This window comes from Inquilinus sp. Marseille-Q2685 (genome assembly GCF_916619195.1).
Classification (GTDB): domain Bacteria; phylum Pseudomonadota; class Alphaproteobacteria; order DSM-16000; family Inquilinaceae; genus Inquilinus.
Genome location: NZ_CAKAKL010000002.1, coordinates 480,748 through 498,253, shown reverse-complemented (window position 1 = coordinate 498,253; position 17,506 = coordinate 480,748). Strand labels below are relative to the sequence as shown.

Genomic DNA, 17,506 nt, shown 5'->3' with positions numbered 1-17,506 from the left:
TTGCAGGAAGGGGACTCAAAGGAGGGGCAGCGCTCAGCTGCTGTCGGGCGAGGCCCCGGCGGCGTCGTCCGCGTCGTCGAGCGGGATGTCGAGGTCGTTCTCGATGTCGAAGCCGAGGGAGCGGCAGAGCCGGACCACGGCGGTGCCGAAGCTTTCGCTGTCGAGCAGCGTCTCGACATCGGGCTCCTGCATCCGGACCGCCAGCCCGGCCCGGATGTCGGCGGCCAGGGCGGGGTCGGCGAGGTCGTCGACGGCCTGCTCGATCCAGGCGGTGACCGCGGCGCGGCGGCGGGCGCGCTCGGCCCGGATCTCCTCCGGGCTGCCGTCCGGCCGGCCCGGGCGCGGCCGGCTGACGCGGTGCGGCGCCCAGCGGTTCCACTTGTCGGCCAGGCCGAGGCCGCAGGCCAGCCCGGCCACGACCGAGCCGACCGGGCGGTCCTCGACCGGGTCCTCGGCGTCGCCATAGAGGTCGGCGAAGGCCTGGGAGACCTGCAGGTCGAGGGCGGCGGCGCGGCCGCGGTCCTCGGCATCGCTCCAGACCAGACGGCCGATCAGGGTCTGGACCTGCTCGCGGTGGCGGGCGCGGCGGGCGTCGCGGCCGCCGTCGCGGAGGGACAGGTCCCGCACGGCGCGGGCGCGCTGGGCCAGGGTCTGGCGCACCAGATGGGCATAGCGGGTGAAGGCGAGCCCGGGGTCTCCGGCCGGGGCGGCCTCGGGCCGACTCTCCGCAGCCTCAGCCTGGGGCTCTGCCGCCTGGGCGGCGAGGGCGCGGGCGCCGGCGGCCTCGGCCAGCTGCATGCCGATCTCGGCCAGGCGCGAGAGCATCTCGCACTGCTGCAGGGCGCAGCCGCGGCCATAGGCCTGGACATCGAAATCGGCGGGGATCTCCTTCATGGAACATATCATGAACGAGCCGCGCAGGCTCGCGCAATGAACATTGTGTTCAGTAGCCGGGCGGAACCGGCGGAGGCTGCGCCATGGGCGCTAGGCGTGAAACAGTTCGCTGACGGACTCTCCGGCGTGGATCCGGCGCATCGCCTCGGCCAGGGCGGGAGCGATGGAGAGGACCACGAGCTTGGGATGGCGGTCGGCCCCGTCCACCGGAATGGTGTTGGTGCAGACGATCTCCAGCACGTCGTCCTGGGCGCCGAGCCGCTCCAGCGCGCCGCCGCAGAAGAGGCCGTGCGTGCAGGCCACGCGGATCGACCGCGCGCCCTGGCGGCGGAGATGGCCCAGCAGCTCCAGCACCGTGCTCCCCTTGGCGATCTCGTCGTCGATGACGATGACGTCCTTGCCGCGCACCTCGCCGATGACGGTGCTGATCTCGACGCGGTCGTTTTCATAGCGCTGCTTGGCGCCCATGGCGACGCCGGCGCCCAGCAGGCGCGCGAAGGCGGACGCTTCCTTCGCATAGCCGAGGTCCGGCGAAACCACGACGGCGTTGGAGAGGTCGTACCGGCGGAAATGGCCGGCGAGCTCACCGAGGGCGTGGAGATGGTCCACCGGCACGCTGAAGAAGCCATGGACCTGGGGCGAGTGCAGGGCGACGGTCAGGACCCGGTCGGCCCCCGCCGCGACCAGCAGATCCGCCACCAGCCGGCCGCCGATCGAGATGCGCGGCGCGTCCTTCTTGTCCGACCGCGCATAGGCGTAGTGCGGCATGACCACGGTGATCCGCGAGGCCGAAGCGCCGCGGGCAGCGTTGATCATCAGGAGCAGCTCGACCAGATGCTCCTGGACCGGAGGGTTGAGCGGCTGGACCAGGAAGACGTCGCGCTCGCGGCAATTCGCCTGCAGCTGGACCTGGAGGCAGTCATTGGCGAAGCGCTGCACCCTGGACGGCAGGAGCGGCACGCCCAGCGCGGCGCAGATCTCCGCCGCCAGGCCGGGATGCGCGGTTCCGGAGAAGACAGCTAGATCCGCCATTGGTCCCCCTGGACGCCCCGGGTCTTCGGAACGGCGCCAAGCTAGAGGCGGCACATGGCCCTGTCCACGGCCGGACGTTGCCCCCGGACGCGCATCGGCGATGCCGGAAAAGCGCAGGCTCGGAGCGGCTCATGACGTTATCCATCAGAACTTGTGGCTGGCCGAGTTCGACGCCCCTGATCGCGATTTTCCCCGGCGGCGATCCACGAGGCGGCGTCGAGATCATGACGCCGACCAGACCGCGGCCCGGCCCATGCGGACCGGACATGATGTTCGCTCATCCGGCGCACACCGGACAACGCTCGAATCCGCAGAATCCGAGGCAGACGAGCCAGTCGAGGGCACAGATTCTGTTATCCAGCCCCGGAAGCCATGTGCGATCGCCGCTCCGGACGGTGCCGGACGGCCCGGCGAGCGCCGCCGCGAATGTCCACTATGCCGAAGTCCAGGATCTCCAAACCTTCGGTGTGCCGAAGGTGCCGGTCCGCATACTGGTCGAACGGGCCCATGATCCTGCATCTGGTTCCGAACACCGGCCGTGAAGCGAAGGGAACCGTCCCTTCGAACGGGATGGCGTTCCCCTGTTCGCAAGAGGTGCATTCATGAAGATCGTCGTCATCGGCGGGACCGGCCTGATCGGCTCGAAGATCGTTGCCGGGCTGACCCGGGAAGGCCATCAGGCCCTCGCGGCTTCGCCGAACACCGGGGTCAACGCCCTGACCGGAGAAGGCTTGTCCGAAGCCCTCGCCGGCGCCGATGTGGTCGTCGACGTCGCCAATTCGCCCTCGTTCGAGCCACAAGCCGTGCTCACCTTCTTCGAGACCGCGGGCCGCAATCTGCTCGCCGCCGAACGCGCAGCTGGAATCCGGCACCACGTGGCGCTCTCCATCGTCGGCACCGATCGGATGCCCGACAACGGCTATTTCCGGGCAAAGGTGGCCCAGGAGGCGCTGATCAAGGCGTCCGGCGTGCCCTACACCATCGTCCGCGCCACCCAGTTCATGGAATTCCTCGGCGCGATTGCCGATTCGAGCGCCGTGGACGGGGCAATCCGCCTTCCCGGCGGCATGTTCCAGCCCATCGCCGCCGATGACGTCGCGGCAGTCCTGGCGGAGACCGCAATCGCCGCGCCGCGGAACGGGACGTTCGATATCGCCGGCCCGGACCGCGCCCCCTTCGATCGCATCATCGCCCAGTACCTCGAAGCCATGGCCGATCCCCGCCCCGTCGTGCAAGACCCCCGGGCGCGCTACTTCGGCGGCACGGTCGAGGAAACGTCGCTGGTGCCGCTCGGCGAGGCGCGGCTCGGCCGCATCTCGCTCGGCACATGGCTGCGCGACCACAGCCCCGCGTGAGACCGACACCCGACCAAGGCAATCCCCATGAAACATCCGGTTATCGCAGCCCTCCTGCTCGTCGCTTCCTCGGGCGCCGTCTTCGCGGACGCTCCGGGCTCCAAGAACGCGAGGGTCACGCTGGTCTATGAGCACGCCCTGCCGGACGTGCCCGGGAAGAGCATCAAAGGCGTGCTCGTCGAATACGGACCGGGCGGCTACTCGCCCGCGCACACCCACCCGAAATCGGCGCTGATCTACGCCACCGTGCTGGAAGGCGCCGTCAAGATGCAGATCAACCAGGGGCCGGTGCGCACATACAAGGCTGGCGAGAACTTCACCGAAATGCCCGGCGACCATCACGGCGTCAGCGCCAATGCCAGCGAGACCGAGCCCTCCAAGCTCCTCGCCGTGTTCGTCGTGAACACCGACGAGACGGAGCTGGTGACTCCGGACCCCAAGTGAGCGTCGTTGAATCCGCCGCGTCGGCGCCGCCGGTTCACCGCCCGCCGGTCCCCAGGTCATCGGAATGCCCGGCCTTCACGCGGGGCCATTGGACGATGGGACGGTCGCCGACACGATAGTAGTGCTCGCCCTCCCACCGGGGCCAGCCGGCCGGCGAGTCCTCCCACGGCTCCTGCCGCCCATAGACCGTGAGGTCGAGCAGGGCGTAGCTGTTCCCCATCACCTCGACGCCGCGCTGCGTCGTCCAGTAGGTCTCGAACACATCGGAGCCCTGCCGCAGGTAGCAGACGATGTGCATCATGCCCACCCTGCGGCCGACCAGGAGCGTCTCGAGCGAGCCCCGGTCGGCCGCGTACCAGGGCATCTCCCAGCCCATGAAGTCGCGGTACCGGGCGCTCTCTTCGTACGGGCCCTGGCAGATCGTGGCGTAGGTGACGCCGCGGGACTGCAGGAAGGACAGCTCGCGGACCTGCGCCGTGTAGAGGGAGCAGCCCTCGCACTGCTCCGCCGCCGGGCGGCCGGCGTGCCACATGAAGTAGTAGGCGATGAGGATCCGGCGTCCCTCGAACGCGTCCAGCAGCGTCACCGGGCCATGGTCGCCGATGAGCGGCGTGGCGCCGTCCACCTCGACCATGGGCAGTCGCCGGCGGGCGGCCGCAAGGGCATCGCCTTCCCTCGTATGAGCCTTCTCTCGAACCCGCAGGGCGTCCAGCTCCGCCTGGAAGGTGCCGCGGTCGACGATCCTGGGCGCGGCAGGGTGCTTTCGTTTGGCGTCTTTCATCGTCTCGTTCTCCCTTTCTCGACCTGGCAGGTCGCGGAGAAAGAGCTAGCGCCGGACATCGAAACGGTGAGAGTGACAAGTCTGGCGGGATTCGATGCGCCCCCCTCGCTGCCGCTGCTCAGACCGCCCGAACTTCGGCGAGCCGCCTGATCGAATATTCGTCGTCCCAGCAGACGGCGGCCTCCCACGCGGCCGACGCCTGGGCGGCGATGTCATGGGCGTCGCCGTCGAGGCCGGCGGCGTTGTAGGGCAGCACCAGGTCGAGGTCGGGGACGTCGACATGCGACTCGTCCCAGTCGATCAGCGCGACCCGATCCGCGGTCATGCGGATGTTGCGCGGATTGGGGTCGCCGTGGACGACGCATGTCCGGCGTCCGACGAGTCTCGCCCACGCCGCCCGGCACCGGGCAACGCCCTCCGGCGGCATCGCGCCGAGGTCGATCTTCGTCCCGGTATCGGCGTGCAGGAGGTCGGTCGACGATCGCCAGCCCGGGCGCTGCGGCCAGCCCTGCGTCAACCGATGCAGCCGGCGGAGCGTGTCGGCCACGCGACGCCAGTCAGCCTCCGTCTCGGGCGGTCCGCCCTCCACATATGTCATCACCACCAGGCCGTCCGCGAACAGCCGGCCGGCCGTCGTCGGGATCGGCACCGGCACGGCCAGACCTGCACGGTCGAGATGCTGGAGGAGCCCGGTCTCCCACGCGAGATCGGCGTCGCTCCTGGTGCCGAGACGACCGACCGCGAGGTGCCCGCGGACGCGCACGCTCCACACGTCGTTGGCGACCCCGCCGGCGAGCCGTTCGATGCGGGCGACATCTTCACCCCACTGCCCGAGCGCTTCCCATCCCATTGCGACGCCTTCGACCAACCCGACCGGCGCCCAGCTCTAACTTGAACGCAAGCCCGGAACAATGACCCGGCCTCGCGTCACTCCGCTTCAGCCGCCCGGCCGGTAGCGCAGGCCGTCGAGCACCAGCCGCAGCAATCGACCGGCACGCTGGCGCCAGTCGGGCTGGCCCGCGATCGACCAGATGCCGGCCGCCGCCGCCAGCAGCACGTCGTCGGGGTCGGCATCGCCCCGGATTGCCCCGGCCTTGGCGGCGGCGTCGAGCAGCAGCGCCATCGCCTGCCGGATCCGCGCCTTGGTCCGGGCCATGCCTTCAGAATCGGACTCCCGCGCCCGGGTCAGCACCTCGGCCATGCCGCGCTTGGCCGCGACCATCGCGGCATAGCGGTCCATCCAGTCGACCAGCGCCTCCTCCGGCGGCAGCCGGCGCAGCAGCGTCTCGGCGGCCTCGCACAGCCGGTCGACCTCGTTGCGGTACACGGCTTCCACCAGCGCCTCGCGGGTCGGGAAGTGGCGGTAGAGCGTGCCGATGCCGACCCCGGCCCGGGCCGCCACCGCCGACAGCGTGACCTCGCCCTCGACCGCGCCGAACAGCTCCGCCGCCGCAGCCAGCAGCCGCTCGCGGTTGCGCCGGGCATCGGCGCGCCCGCCACCCGTCTCCTGCCCGTCCGCCGCCGTCACGCTCGTCTCCATCCAGCCGCCGCCATCATGCACCATTCACGGCGCTGGTTGAAAACGGAGGATCCTCCGCTTAGATCAGGAAAACGGAGGATCCTCCGCTTCAATCCCGACGAGGACACTATGGCAGGCAAGGTCTGGTTCATCACCGGCACGTCGAAGGGGCTCGGCCGGGCCTGGGCGGAGGCGGCGCTGGCGCGCGGCGACCAGATCGCGGCGACGGCCCGCGACATCTCCAGCCTCTGCGGCCTGGTGCACGAATACGGCGCCCAGGTGGCGCCGATCCGGCTGGACGTGACCGACCGCGCCGCGGTGTTCGCGGCGGTGGCCACGGCGCAGGAGCGGTTCGGCCGGCTGGACGTGGTGGTCAACAACGCCGGCTACGGCCTGCTCGGCGCGGTCGAGGAGGTCAGCGAGGCGCAGGCCCGGGCGCAGATCGAGACCAACCTGTTCGGCGCGCTGTGGGTGACCCAGGCGGCGCTGCCGATCCTGCGGGCCCAGGGGTCGGGCCACATCATCCAGGTGTCCTCGGTCGGCGGCGTCAACGCCTTCCCGATGCTGGGCCTGTACCATGCCTCGAAATGGGCGCTGGAGGGGCTGAGCCAGGCGCTGCAGGGCGAGCTGGCCGGCACCGGCGTCAAGGTCACGCTGGTCGAGCCCGGCGGCTACGCCACCGAATGGAAGGGCGGGTCGATGGTGCATGCCGAGCCGATCGCCGCCTATGACGAGATCCGCGCCGGGCGGCTGGCGCGGTGGCGCGACGCCGAATTCGCCGATCCGGGCGCGAGCGGCGCAGCCATCCTGCGCGTGGTCGACGCCGCCGAGCCGCCGCTGCGGGTGTTCTTCGGCCCGAACAACCTGGAGATGACGCGGGCCGAATACCAGAAGCGGCTTGCCGGCTGGGAGCAGTGGCAGGATGTCGCCGCGCTGGCGGTGGGCCGCTGACCGAAGCCGGGCGGGCACCGCCCGCCCGGGCATTGGCGTCGCGGGGTAGTGCTGATAGGATTTCGGACCTGGACAGGCGATAGGGGCGGCTGGTCCATGCAATCCCGCGACGTGGAGCGGTTTTCCGACCTGATCGGACAGATCTACGACTGCGCCATCGATTCGGCGCTGTGGCCGGAGACGATCGGCGCGATCTGCGACGCCACGCGCTGCTGGGCCGGGTCGATCGTCGTCAGCACCTTCGAGCCGCCGGCGCTGCGGCTGGTCAAGAGCTGGAACTTCGACGACCAGATCCTGGCTTGCCTGCCGAGCTTCGCCGCCGAGAGCGCCCAGGTCTGGCAGAGCCTGCCCGACTATTGGACGCGTGACCTGGACCGGCCCGGCTCGTCCATGCGCGAGGCGCCAGAGACCTACGGCGAATCGAGCTGGGCCCAGGATCTCATGATCCCGCGCGGCATCGTCGATTCGATGCATCTGATGCTGATCCGCGAGGCGGACCGGGTCGCCGACCTGGCCCTGTACCGCCACCAGGATCACGGCCCGGTGACCGACCAGGATCTCGGCCTGCTGCGGCTGCTGGCGCCGCATATCCGACGATCGGTCACGATCGGCGACGTGATCGAGATGAAGAACCTGGAACGGCAGGCGCTGCACGCGACGCTCGACAGCGTGGCCGCCGGCATCGTCGTGGTCGGCGCCGAAGGCCGGATCCTGCACGCCAACGACATGGCCCGCGCCATGCTCGAGGCGGGCACCCCCGTGATCTCGGTCCGCGGCCGGCTGACCGCGCTGAACCCGGACTCCAACCGAGAGCTGCAGCAGGCGATCGCCGTCGCCCAGGCCGATGAGAGCCGGATCGGCGCGATTGGCATCGGCGTCCCCCTGGTGGGCGAGGACCTGGTCCCGGCCACCGCCCATGTCCTGCCCCTGGCGCGCGGCCAGCTGCGCACCCGCCTGGTGCCGCAGGCCGCCGCCGCCGTCTTTATCGCCGCCGCGGGCACGCCGCTGCGGCTGGACCTCGACACCGTGGCCCGGATCTACGACCTGACCCCGGCGGAGACGCGGCAGCTGCATCGCCTGGTCACCGGCGACAGCGTGGCCGAGGCGGCAGAGGCGCTGGGCGTGAGCCAGGCGACCACGCGGACGCACCGCCAGCACATCTTCGCCAAGATGGGTGTGTCCCGGCGCGGGGAGCTGGTGGCCCTGGTCACGCGGCTGATCCCGCCGGCGACGAAGGCGGACACGCCCGCGCGGAAGGGGCGCTAGCCCCCGGCTAGGCGCTGCTGATAGACGGCGAGATGGGTGGCGGCCAGGGCCAGGAGCGGCGTGTCGATCCCCGCAGCCTGGCCGCGGGCCAGCAGGTCGCCGATGATCTGGTCGGCCTCGACCGGCCCGCCCTGCTGCAGGTCGCGGTACATCGACGAGGTGCGGCCGGCGCCCGGCTCGGTCAGGAAGGCCCGGGTGCTGGCCAGGAAGGCGCTGCCGGGCGGGGTCCCGACCGCGCTGACCACCGCGACCACCTCGTCGAGGAAGCGGCCGGCGAAATCGGCCCCGCCGGGCGCGGCCACCACCTCGCCGGTGCTGCCGCGCATCAGGCAGGTGATGCCGCCCAGCGCCGCCAGCATCACCCATTTCTCCCACATCTCGCGCTCGATCCCGGTCGTCAGGCGGGCGTCGAAGCCGGCGCCGCGCAGCACCGAGTCGAGCCGGTCGGTGCGGGCCGAGAGCGTGCCGTCACGCTCGCCATAGGCGAGCTCGTGGAAGCCGGCGAGCTGCACGATCCGGCCCTCCGCGTCGACCGTGCCGGCGATCTTGCAGACGCCGCCGAGCACCGAAGCAGAGCCGAAGCGGGCCGACAGCAGATCCATGTGCCGCATGCCGTTCAGGAGCGGCAGGATCATGGTCTCCGGCCCCACCGCGGGGGCGAAGTCGGCCATCGCCCCGGCCAGGCCATAGGCCTTCACCGCCAGCAGCACGACGTCATAGGGGCCGTCGACCGCATCGGCGGTGACCAGCCGCGGCGCCCGGGCGACGTCGCCATGCGGGCTGACGATGCGCAGGCCGTCGGCCCGCGGCGCGGCGGCGCGGGCGGGCCGCACCAGGAAGGGCACGTCGCGGCCGGCCCGGGCCAGCCGGCCGCCGAAATACCCGCCCGGCGCGCCGGCGCCGACAACCAACATACGCATCGCTTGCTCCGTTCTGCCCGTCGCGCCCCATCCCGGCCAAGCTGGGGTCCGCCCCGCCGGATGTAAAGGCGCTGCCTGGGCTGCGAATTGCGGGGGTGGACGCCTGTCCCTTCGGGTGCAATGACTCGATGCTCGTCAGCCGGCCGGCCATGCCGCCCTCGGCACGACGCCATCTTTTCGGCCCAAGGGGAGCTCACCGGTCCATGGACACGCGCGGCATCAACGACATCGGCGCCTCGATCGATGCGGCGGTCGAAGCCATCGCCCCCGGGCTGGTCGAGGTGCGGCGCGACATCCATGCCCATCCCGAGATCGGCTTCGAGGGGCAGCGCACCGCCGGTGTGGTGGCGGCGGAGCTCGACAGGCTCGGCATCCCCTACCGCACCGGGATCGGCCGCACCGGCATCGTCGCCGAGATCGAGGGCGGCGCCCCCGGCCCGTGCCTGCTGATCCGCGCCGACATGGACGCGCTGCCGATCCAGGAGATGACCGGCCTGCCCTTCGCCAGCACCGTGCCGGGCAAGATGCACGCCTGCGGCCACGACATCCACACCGCGACGCTGATCGGCGTCGGCGCCGTGTTGAAGGACCTGGCGCCGCGGCTGCGCGGGTCGGTGCGCTTGGTGTTCCAGCCGGCCGAGGAAACGCCGGAGAGCGGTGCTGCCGCGATGATCGTGGACGGCGCGGCGGACGGCGCCGACATGGCACTGGCCTTCCACAACAGCCCGACCATGCCGGTCGGCCAGTTCGGCTACCTCCGCGGCGCCAGCACCGCCTCGGCCGACACCTTCGACATCACCGTGCGCGGCCGGTCCGGCCATGCGGCACGGCCGCAGGACGCGGCCGACCCGATCGTCGCCGCGGCCTATCTGGTGACCCAGCTGCAGACCGTGGTGTCGCGCACCATCGACCCGGCCCAGGGCGCCGTGGTGACGGTCGGCAGCATCGCCGGCGGCGCCACCCACAACATCATCCCCGACAGCTGCACCCTGCGCGGCACGGTGCGCGCCCGGTCGCCCGAGGCGCGGACGGCGGCGGAGGCGGCGATCCGCCGGATCGTCCAGGGCATCGAGCTGACCCAGGGCGTGACCTGCGACCTCGACTACCAGCTGGGCGTGCCGCCGCTGATGAACGACAACCGCGTGCTGGAGGCGTCGGTCGCCGCGGTGCGGGCGCAGTTCGGCGACGTGGTGCACGAGACCGCGCCCGGCTTCGGCGCCGAGGATTTCGCCTTCTTCTCCGAGCGCGTGCCGTCCTTCCATCTGCGGGTCGGCGCCGGCCAGCCGGAACGCAACGACCACCTGCACAACTCCGACTACCAGCCCGACGAGCGCTGCATCGGCCTGGGCGCCGCCGCCCTGGTCCGCAGCGCGGTCGAATTGTTGTCCTGATCAGGCAACGGCCTCGGCCACCGCGAAGCTGTCCTCGAGCAGCCGGAAGCGGGAGATCAGACCATCGCGCACGGCGACGTCGATGGTGAAGTCGCTGCGCATGATCCGCCCGGTGCGCTTCGCCCGCGATTCCAGCGCGCCGGCGGCGAAGGCGCGGTCGCCCTCGGCGGCGATGGCGGTGACGTCGAAGCGGATCGGCTCGATCCCCTCCCACAGGGCGCGGACGAAATCGGCGACGCCCGCCCGGCCGCTGCGGCGCCCGATCCAGGGCACGCGGTCGACCGCGCCGGGGATATCCCAGTCGGCGTCCTCGGTGAACAGCGAGGCCACCGCCTCCGGCGACGCGTCCGAGCGCATCGCCGCGATGTAGCGCTCGAGCGCCCCCCGGGCCGTGCCGCCGGCCGCCGCATCGCCGCGCAGGATGCGGATGCGGTCGCGGTCGGCGCTGGTGAAGTCCGGGTCGACATAGATGTGGACGCTGCGGATCAGCGTGCCGTCGAAGTCGAACACGTCGCAGAACCGGCCCTGCGACACCACCCCGTCCGGCCAGCGCAGCCCGGCGCGGGTGACGCCGCCTTCCTTGCCTTCGACCACGACGGTGTCGCCGGCGACGATTTTGCGCAGCCCGGGGATGTCGTGCTGCAGGCTCTCCAGCTCGGCCGCCAGCCGGGCGGCGAATTCGGCCACCGCCGCCTTGCCGCGGGCCAGGCCGAATTTCGGGAAGAACAGCTCCACATCCTCGGTAAACAGGTCGAGCCAGGCCGGGTCGCGGTCGTCCGCCCGGCGGAAATAGGCGTCGATCACCTTCAGCCGGGCATCGGTCAGGTCGGGGCCGGTCGTCATCGCGGATCTCCGAATTCTATAATTTAAGCTACAGAAATGCTGTCGGCTTGCGCGGCGGTGGTCAAGGGAATTATGTAAGTTCAGCTACAGAAAGGAGCAGCGATGGCGACGCGGGGCCGGCCGCGCAGCTTCGACCGCGACGCGGCGTTGCGGCGGGCGATCGAGGTGTTCTGGGCCAAGGGCTACGAGGGAGCGCAGCTGGTCGACCTGACCGCGGCGATGGGCATCAACCCGCCCAGCTTCTACGCCGCCTTCGGCTCGAAGGAGGCGTTGTTCCGGGAGGCGCTCGACCAGTACCTGGCGACCGACGGCGCCGGCAGCATGCAGGCGCTGGAGACGGGCGCGACCGCGCGCGAGTCGATCCTCGGCATGCTGACGGCGAGCGCCGGCATCGCCCTGGCCTCGCCCGGGGCCCGCGGCTGCATGCTGATCCTGGGCCTGGTCAACGGCCTGCCGGAGAACGATGGGCTGCGCCTCCATCTCGCCGGGCTGCGGCGCGAGACCATCGAGCGGATCCGCCGGCGGCTGCGGCGCGGCGTCGAGGACGGCGACCTGCCGGCCGGGACCGACATCGACGGCCTCGCCACCTTCTTCGGCACGGTGATGCAGGGCCTGTCGCTGCAGGCCCGCGACGGCGCGTCCCGCGAGGAGCTGACGGCCGCAGCCCTGGCCGCGGCGAAGGTCCTGGATTGAGCAGGGATCTCGCCAAAGGGCCCGATTTCCGTCACCTTTCTCGGGTGGATTGCAGGAGGCGAGTCGCGCGGCCGCGGCCGCGACCCCCGGAGTGAGGAACAGGCACCGATGATCGAGGCGATGAACCTCGCCATTCTCGTCGCGGCGGGACTCATTGCGCTCAGCGTCTTCACCAGCCTGATCTCCTTCCGGGTCGGCGCCCCCCTGCTGCTGGTGTTCCTCGCGGTCGGCCTCGGCGCCGGCGAGGACGGCATCGGCGGGATCCATTTCGACGATGCGCCCGCGGCCTATTTCATCGGCAGCGTCGCCCTGGCCCTGATCCTGTTCGACAGCGGCTTCGAGACGCGGCTGCAGAGCCTGCGCGCAGCCGCCGCCCCGGCCCTGACCCTGGCCACGGCCGGGGTGCTGATCACCACCGGCCTGGTCGCCGTCGCCGCCCGCCAGGCCTTCGGCTTCGGCTGGTACGAATCGCTGCTGACCGGCGCCATCGTCAGCTCGACCGACGCGGCCGCGGTGTTCTTCCTGCTGCGGGTCGGCGGCATCACCCTGCGCGACCGCATGCGCTCGACCCTCGAGATCGAATCCGGCAGCAACGACCCGATCGCGATCTTCCTGACGCTGGCGCTGGTCGAGGCGGCGCGCCTGGGCACCGGGGCGGAGACCCTGACCTGGTCGCTGGCCACGGCCTTCGCGCTGCAGGCCAGCATCGGCATCGTCTTCGGCCTGGCCGGCGGCTTCCTGATCGTGCGGGTGATCAACCGGGTCAGCCTCGACCCCGGCCTGTACCCGGTGATCGTGCTGAGCCTCGCCCTGCTGATCTTCGCCGCCACCGGCATGCTGGAGGGATCAGGCTTCGTCGCCGTCTACGTCGCCGGCCTGGTCGCCGGCAACGCCACGCTGCGGGCCGCCGCCCTGATCCGGCGGTTCCAGAGCGGCATGACCTGGCTGGCGCAGATCGGCATGTTCCTGCCCCTCGGCCTGCTGGCCACGCCGTCGCAGTTCCCCGCCGTGGCCCTGCCGGCACTGGCCGTGGCCCTGGCGCTGACCTTCGTGGCCCGGCCGATCGCGGTGTGGCTGTGCCTGCTGCCCTACGGCTTCTCGCGCAACGAGACCACCTTCGTCGCCTGGGTGGGCTTGCGCGGCGCGGTGTCGATCCTGCTGGCCATCCTGCCGCTGATCGCGCAGCTGCCGGACGGGCGGACGATGTTCAACGGCGTCTTCCTGGTGGTGATCGTCTCGCTGCTGCTGCAGGGCTGGACCATCCGGCCGCTGGCCAAGTGGCTGGGCCTGATCGTGCCGCCGCGGATCGGCCCGGTCGACCGCGTGGAGCTGGAGCTGCCGGGCCGCGCCAACCACGAGCTGGTGGTGTACCGCATCGCGGCGCAGAGCCCGGTGGCACGCGGCGAGCGCATCCCGCGCTGGGCCCGGCCGGCGCTGATCGTGCGCGACGGCCAGTCGGTCGACATCCACCATGCCGGCCGGCTGCAGACCGGCGACCAGGTCTATATCTTCACCCCGCCGCAGCAGGTGCGCCTGCTGGACCGGCTGTTCGCCACCCCGGCCCGGCTGGCCGAGGACGACCGCGACTTCTTCGGCGACTTCACCCTGCACGCCGAGGCGCCGCTGGCCGAAGTGGCGGAGAGCTACGGCTTCGCCCTGCCCGACCCGGCCGAGACCCGGACGATCGGCGCCTTCCTGCAGGACGGCTTCGGCGGCCGGGTCGAGGTCGGCGACCGGCTGCCGGTGGGCGGGGTCGAGCTGATCGTCCGCGCCGTCGACGACGAGAACGAGGTGACCGAGGTCGGGCTGGCGCTGGAGCCGAGCCGCGGCGCCCAGCCGAAGCTGCCGGTGTTCCAGAACCTGTCGGAGATCGCCGCCTGGGTCCGCGGCCGGCTGCGCGAGCGCCGCGCCCGGCGGTCGCCGCCGGCGGCCCCGGTGACGGAGCCGCCCCCGGCGGACGAGACGGCGCCGGCCGGCCGGCCCGAATAGCGCGTCGCCGGTTCCGGCCCTGCCATCGATCCGCTACTGTCGGCGGCGACAGGGACCAAGCGGGGACGCGATGCTGACGATCTATTCCGAGGACCATCGGCTGCAGCACGGCAAGGTGGAGCTGACCGGCGGCCATTTCATCCCGGTGGTGGAGAAGCCCGAGCGGGCCGAGACCATCCTGGCGCGGATCAAGGCCGTCGGCCTGGGCGAGGTGCGGGCGCCGGAGCGCTTCGGCACCGACCCGATCGCCCGGGTGCACGACCGCGGCTTCATCCGCTTCCTGGAGACCGCCTGGGACGAATGGGTCGCCGAGCACGGCGAGATCGACGCGCTGCCGACCAACTGGGCGGTGCGCAACATGCGCCAGGTCGTGCCCAGCTCGATCGACGGCCGCCTCGGCTACTACGCCAGCGACTGCGGCACCCCGATCACCGCCGGCACCTGGCGCGCGGCGCTGAGCTCGGTCGACGTCGCCCTGACCGGGGCGAAACTGGTGGCGGCCGACGGCAGGCCGGTGTTCTCGCTGTGCCGGCCGCCCGGGCACCACGCCTCGACCGACGTCTATTGCGGCTACTGCTTCTTCAACAACGCCGCGGTGGCGGCGCAGTGGTTCCGCGACAACGGCGCCGCCCGGGTGGCGGTGCTGGACATCGACTACCACCACGGCAACGGCACGCAGGAGATCTTCTGGCGCCGCGACGACGTGCTGTTCGTGTCGCTGCACGCCGACCCGAATGTCGAATACCCCTACTATCTCGGCTATGCCGAGGAGCGCGGCGAGGGCCCCGGCGAGGGCTACACCCTGAACCTGCCGATGCCGTTCGGCACGACCTGGGACCGCTACCGCGAGGCGCTGGACGCCGCCCTGGCGCGGATCCGCGACTACGGCCCGGACGCGGTGGTGCTGTCCTTCGGCGCCGACACCTTCCAGGAGGACCCGATCTCGCGCTTCAAGCTGAACAGCGACGACTTCACCCGCATGGGCGAGATCCTGGGCCGCGGCCTGGGCGTGCCGACCCTGACGGTGATGGAGGGCGGCTACGCCGTCGACGCGCTGGGCGTCAACGTCGCCAACCTGCTGCAGGCGCTGGAGGGAGCCGCCCGCTAGGGCCGTTCGGCCAAGGCCTTGGCGTAGTTCGCCAGCGACCGGTTGTAGCGCGGCAGGTGGCGGGCCAGGGCGGCGAGGGCCAGCGCCGCCGCCTCCCGCTCGCGCCCGGTGTCGGCCAGCGCCAGGGCCAGGAAGGCGGCGACCGCATCGTCGAGCTCGTCGGAGCCGGCGTCGCGCTCGGCGGCCAGCAGCGCCACGCCCTCATCCGCCCGGCCCAGGTTGCGCAGCGTGCTGGCCAGCTGAATCACGGCACGGCGGCGGCGCAGGCCGGTCAGGCCGGCCGCCAGGGCCTGGCGGTACAGCTCCTCCGCCCGCGCCTCATGGCCGGTCGAATCATGCGCCGAAGCGCGTTCGAACAGCGCGGCCGCATCGCCCGGCGGGCGTTCGGCAGCCAGGGCCTCGACCCGGGCCAGGAAACCGGCCGGGTCGAGGGAGTCGAAGGCGGCCCAGAGATCCGCCATCCGCTGCTCCCAGCCGAGTTCGCCGCTCATCACGCCTCCGGGTCGCGCTGGGCCGGGATGTCGATGGTGAAGCGGCTTCCGGCAGGCCCGCTGTCGATCTCGATGGCGGCGTCGAGCTGGCGCACCTGGGCCTGCAGCACCATCATGCCGAGGCCGCTGCCGTTCGCCGGCATCTTGCCCTCCGGCAGGCCGACGCCGTTGTCGGCCACCTCGAGCCGCCAGCCGTCCTCCGCCCGCGGCTGGAACCGGATCTCCACCCGCCCCTCGCGGCGGTCGGGAAAGGCGTATTTCACCGCATTGGTGACCAGCTCGTTGACGATCAGCCCGATCGGCACGATCCGCGACGGCGGCAGCTCGGCCGGCGCCGCCTCGACCAGGATCGAGATGCCGCCGTTCTCCGGCAGGAGGGCCCGCGACAGGTCCTCGCACAGCCCGGTCAGGTAGTCCTTCACCTCGACCCGGTCGACCGAGACATTGGCGTAGAGCCGGCGGTGGACAATGGCCAGCGCCTGGATCCGATCGTTCGCCTCGGCCAGGGCGTGCTTCGCCTCCGGAGTCTGCGCCCGGCGAGCCTGCAGCCCGAACAGGCTGGACAGCAGCTGGAAGCTGTTCATCACCCGGTGGTTGATCTCGCGCAGCAGCAGGTCCTTCTGCTTCAGGTTCTCCTCGATCTTGTCGGCCATGGCGTCGAAGGCGGTGGCCAGGCGGCCGAATTCATCGCGTCCGTGGCGCAGCCGGACGCGGGCGTCGAGCCGGCCGCGCTGCCAGTCGCGGGTGGCGGCCAGGAGCCGGTCGATCGGCCGCAGCAGGAACAGCCGGCCGCCGATGCCGGCGGCGGCGAGCGAGACCAGGAGGCCAGCGACGATCAGGGCGATGCCGCGCTGGGTCGCGGCGTTGATGGTGGCGAAGGCCGCCGCCTGGTCGATGCCGACCAGCACGAACAGGTCCAGCTCCTCCGACCGCATCGGCACGTAGCCGTAGATGCGCCTGGTGTCGTCGATCGCGCCGCTGCTGACCGACCCGGCCTGCGGCGACGCCAGGAGGTCGAGGAACTTGTTCGGCAGTTGCTTGCCCACCCAGGGCCCGTCCGGCCCGGGCAGGCGCGACATCACCACCCCGGCGCGATCGGTGATCATGATCACCGCGTTGCGCGATTCGGTGTCGATGTTGATCGCCGCGGCCATGGCGTCGACGCTGAGCGCCGCCACCACGGCGCCCTGGAAGCTGTCGCCGTCGAAGATCGGATAGGCGACGTGCAGCACCTTCTCGCCGACCGCGTCGGTGGTGGCGAAGCCGCCGACGGCGAAGCCGCGGATCTCCCGCGCGCGCTGGAAGAAGCCCTGATGGCCGACCGAGGTCGAGATCGCGGCGGTGTGGTTGGCACCGCACAGGAGGTTGCCCTCGGCGTCGACCACGGCGATGGCGTTCAGGCTCGGCACCTCCGACCGCAGATCGTCCACCACCTCGGTGCAGCGGCCGCCCTGGCCCTCGCGGATCGCCGGCACCCGGGCCATGGCCGCGAGCAGCTGGCGGACCCCGTCGACGATGCGGAACTGCGCCCCGGCGGCGACGTTGGCCAGGCGGATCGCGTCGTCCTGGATCTCGTTGGTGCGGGCGATGCGCAGCGCGTACTCGTTGTAGCCCTGCAGCGCGATGCCGGGCACGACGGCGAGGGCGACCAGCAGGAACAGGCGCGACAACAGGTTCATCGCGACGGCGGCCGGCGGCGGTGGGAGGCGGCGTCGGCCGGAATCCTCGAGCGCATATCCTGTCCCGACGTCATCGGTCCCATCCTGAAGCGAGCCCCGCGCGATTCCAACCCGCAGCTGCGGCGCCGGGACGGCCCGACAGCCTGCGGC

18 protein-coding genes are annotated in these 17,506 nt (G+C 71.6%); 9 read left to right on the top strand and 9 right to left on the bottom strand.

Annotated features, from left to right (window positions below):
• Nucleotides 1-33: 33 nt before the first annotated feature.
• Together LG391_RS11355 and LG391_RS11350 are read right to left on the bottom strand one after the other, a co-directional pair.
• Complete coding sequence (locus tag LG391_RS11355; protein ID WP_225768123.1) at nt 34-894, bottom strand: hypothetical protein; 861 nt, start codon at nt 892-894, stop codon at nt 34-36.
• A gap of 90 nt (nt 895-984) precedes the next feature.
• Entirely contained in the window at nt 985-1,926 is a 942-nt protein-coding gene (locus tag LG391_RS11350; protein WP_225768122.1) for a ribose-phosphate pyrophosphokinase, read from the bottom strand.
• Between the two features lie 131 nt (nt 1,927-2,057).
• On the opposite strand from LG391_RS11350, the gene LG391_RS11345 reads away from it, so the two are divergent.
• The 3 genes from LG391_RS11345 to LG391_RS11335 are packed head-to-tail and all read left to right on the top strand — an operon-like array spanning nt 2,058 to nt 3,725.
• Nucleotides 2,058-2,468: a hypothetical protein gene (locus LG391_RS11345; RefSeq protein ID WP_225768121.1), complete on the top strand. Its 411-nt coding sequence runs from the start codon at nt 2,058-2,060 to the stop codon at nt 2,466-2,468.
• 60 nt (nt 2,469-2,528) lie between these two features.
• Complete coding sequence (locus tag LG391_RS11340; RefSeq protein ID WP_225768120.1) at nt 2,529-3,281, top strand: SDR family oxidoreductase; 753 nt, start codon at nt 2,529-2,531, stop codon at nt 3,279-3,281.
• Between the two features lie 27 nt (nt 3,282-3,308).
• On the top strand, nt 3,309-3,725 hold the full coding sequence (locus LG391_RS11335) for a cupin domain-containing protein (protein WP_225768119.1): 417 nt from the start codon (nt 3,309-3,311) through the stop codon (nt 3,723-3,725).
• Between the two features lie 34 nt (nt 3,726-3,759).
• Here LG391_RS11335 and LG391_RS11330 read toward each other — a convergent pair whose 3' ends face one another.
• From LG391_RS11330 to LG391_RS11320, 3 genes are all read right to left on the bottom strand, one after another.
• Nucleotides 3,760-4,506: a DUF899 family protein gene (locus LG391_RS11330; protein WP_225768118.1), complete on the bottom strand. Its 747-nt coding sequence runs from the start codon at nt 4,504-4,506 to the stop codon at nt 3,760-3,762.
• Nucleotides 4,507-4,624: 118 nt separating this feature from the next.
• Nucleotides 4,625-5,356, bottom strand: a complete 732-nt coding sequence (locus LG391_RS11325) for a phosphotransferase enzyme family protein (RefSeq protein WP_225768117.1) — start codon at nt 5,354-5,356, stop codon at nt 4,625-4,627.
• Between the two features lie 87 nt (nt 5,357-5,443).
• Nucleotides 5,444-6,046, bottom strand: a complete 603-nt coding sequence (locus LG391_RS11320) for a TetR/AcrR family transcriptional regulator (RefSeq protein ID WP_225768116.1) — start codon at nt 6,044-6,046, stop codon at nt 5,444-5,446.
• Between the two features lie 108 nt (nt 6,047-6,154).
• On the opposite strand from LG391_RS11320, the gene LG391_RS11315 reads away from it, so the two are divergent.
• Nucleotides 6,155-6,976, top strand: a complete 822-nt coding sequence (locus LG391_RS11315; RefSeq protein ID WP_225768115.1) for an SDR family NAD(P)-dependent oxidoreductase — start codon at nt 6,155-6,157, stop codon at nt 6,974-6,976.
• A 96-nt stretch (nt 6,977-7,072) separates the two neighbouring features.
• On the top strand, nt 7,073-8,242 hold the full coding sequence (locus LG391_RS11310) for a helix-turn-helix transcriptional regulator (RefSeq protein WP_225768114.1): 1,170 nt from the start codon (nt 7,073-7,075) through the stop codon (nt 8,240-8,242).
• Here the strand turns inward: LG391_RS11310 and panE are convergent.
• A complete protein-coding gene (panE, locus tag LG391_RS11305; protein WP_225768113.1) occupies nt 8,239-9,162 on the bottom strand; it encodes a 2-dehydropantoate 2-reductase in 924 nt (307 codons plus the stop codon). The genes LG391_RS11310 and panE overlap by 4 nt on opposite strands.
• Nucleotides 9,163-9,365: 203 nt before the next feature.
• On the opposite strand from panE, the gene LG391_RS11300 reads away from it, so the two are divergent.
• Nucleotides 9,366-10,553 carry a M20 family metallopeptidase gene (locus tag LG391_RS11300; protein WP_225768112.1) on the top strand — a complete coding sequence of 396 codons (1,188 nt, stop codon included), beginning with the start codon at nt 9,366-9,368 and terminating at the stop codon, nt 10,551-10,553.
• On the opposite strand, the gene LG391_RS11295 is transcribed toward LG391_RS11300, so the two are convergent.
• Complete coding sequence (locus LG391_RS11295) at nt 10,554-11,396, bottom strand: nuclear transport factor 2 family protein (protein WP_225768111.1); 843 nt, start codon at nt 11,394-11,396, stop codon at nt 10,554-10,556.
• A gap of 102 nt (nt 11,397-11,498) precedes the next feature.
• On the opposite strand from LG391_RS11295, the gene LG391_RS11290 reads away from it, so the two are divergent.
• The 3 genes from LG391_RS11290 (at nt 11,499) to LG391_RS11280 (ending at nt 15,186) form a co-directional block, all read left to right on the top strand.
• Nucleotides 11,499-12,089, top strand: coding sequence for a TetR/AcrR family transcriptional regulator (locus tag LG391_RS11290; protein WP_225768110.1), 591 nt, complete (start codon nt 11,499-11,501; stop codon nt 12,087-12,089).
• Between the two features lie 108 nt (nt 12,090-12,197).
• The gene (locus LG391_RS11285; RefSeq protein ID WP_225768109.1) at nt 12,198-14,078 is read left to right on the top strand and encodes a potassium/proton antiporter; all 1,881 of its coding nucleotides are present in this window, start codon (nt 12,198-12,200) and stop codon (nt 14,076-14,078) included.
• Nucleotides 14,079-14,148: 70 nt separating this feature from the next.
• On the top strand, nt 14,149-15,186 hold the full coding sequence (locus LG391_RS11280) for a histone deacetylase family protein (RefSeq protein ID WP_225768108.1): 1,038 nt from the start codon (nt 14,149-14,151) through the stop codon (nt 15,184-15,186).
• Here the strand turns inward: LG391_RS11280 and LG391_RS11275 are convergent.
• Nucleotides 15,183-15,677, bottom strand: coding sequence for a tetratricopeptide repeat protein (locus tag LG391_RS11275; protein WP_225768107.1), 495 nt, complete (start codon nt 15,675-15,677; stop codon nt 15,183-15,185). The two genes, LG391_RS11280 and LG391_RS11275, sit on opposite strands and share 4 nt — an antisense overlap.
• Nucleotides 15,677-17,356, bottom strand: a complete 1,680-nt coding sequence (locus LG391_RS11270; RefSeq protein WP_225768106.1) for a sensor histidine kinase — start codon at nt 17,354-17,356, stop codon at nt 15,677-15,679. The genes LG391_RS11275 and LG391_RS11270 overlap by 1 nt, the downstream gene beginning before the upstream one ends.
• Between the last annotated feature and the right edge of the window lie 150 nt (nt 17,357-17,506).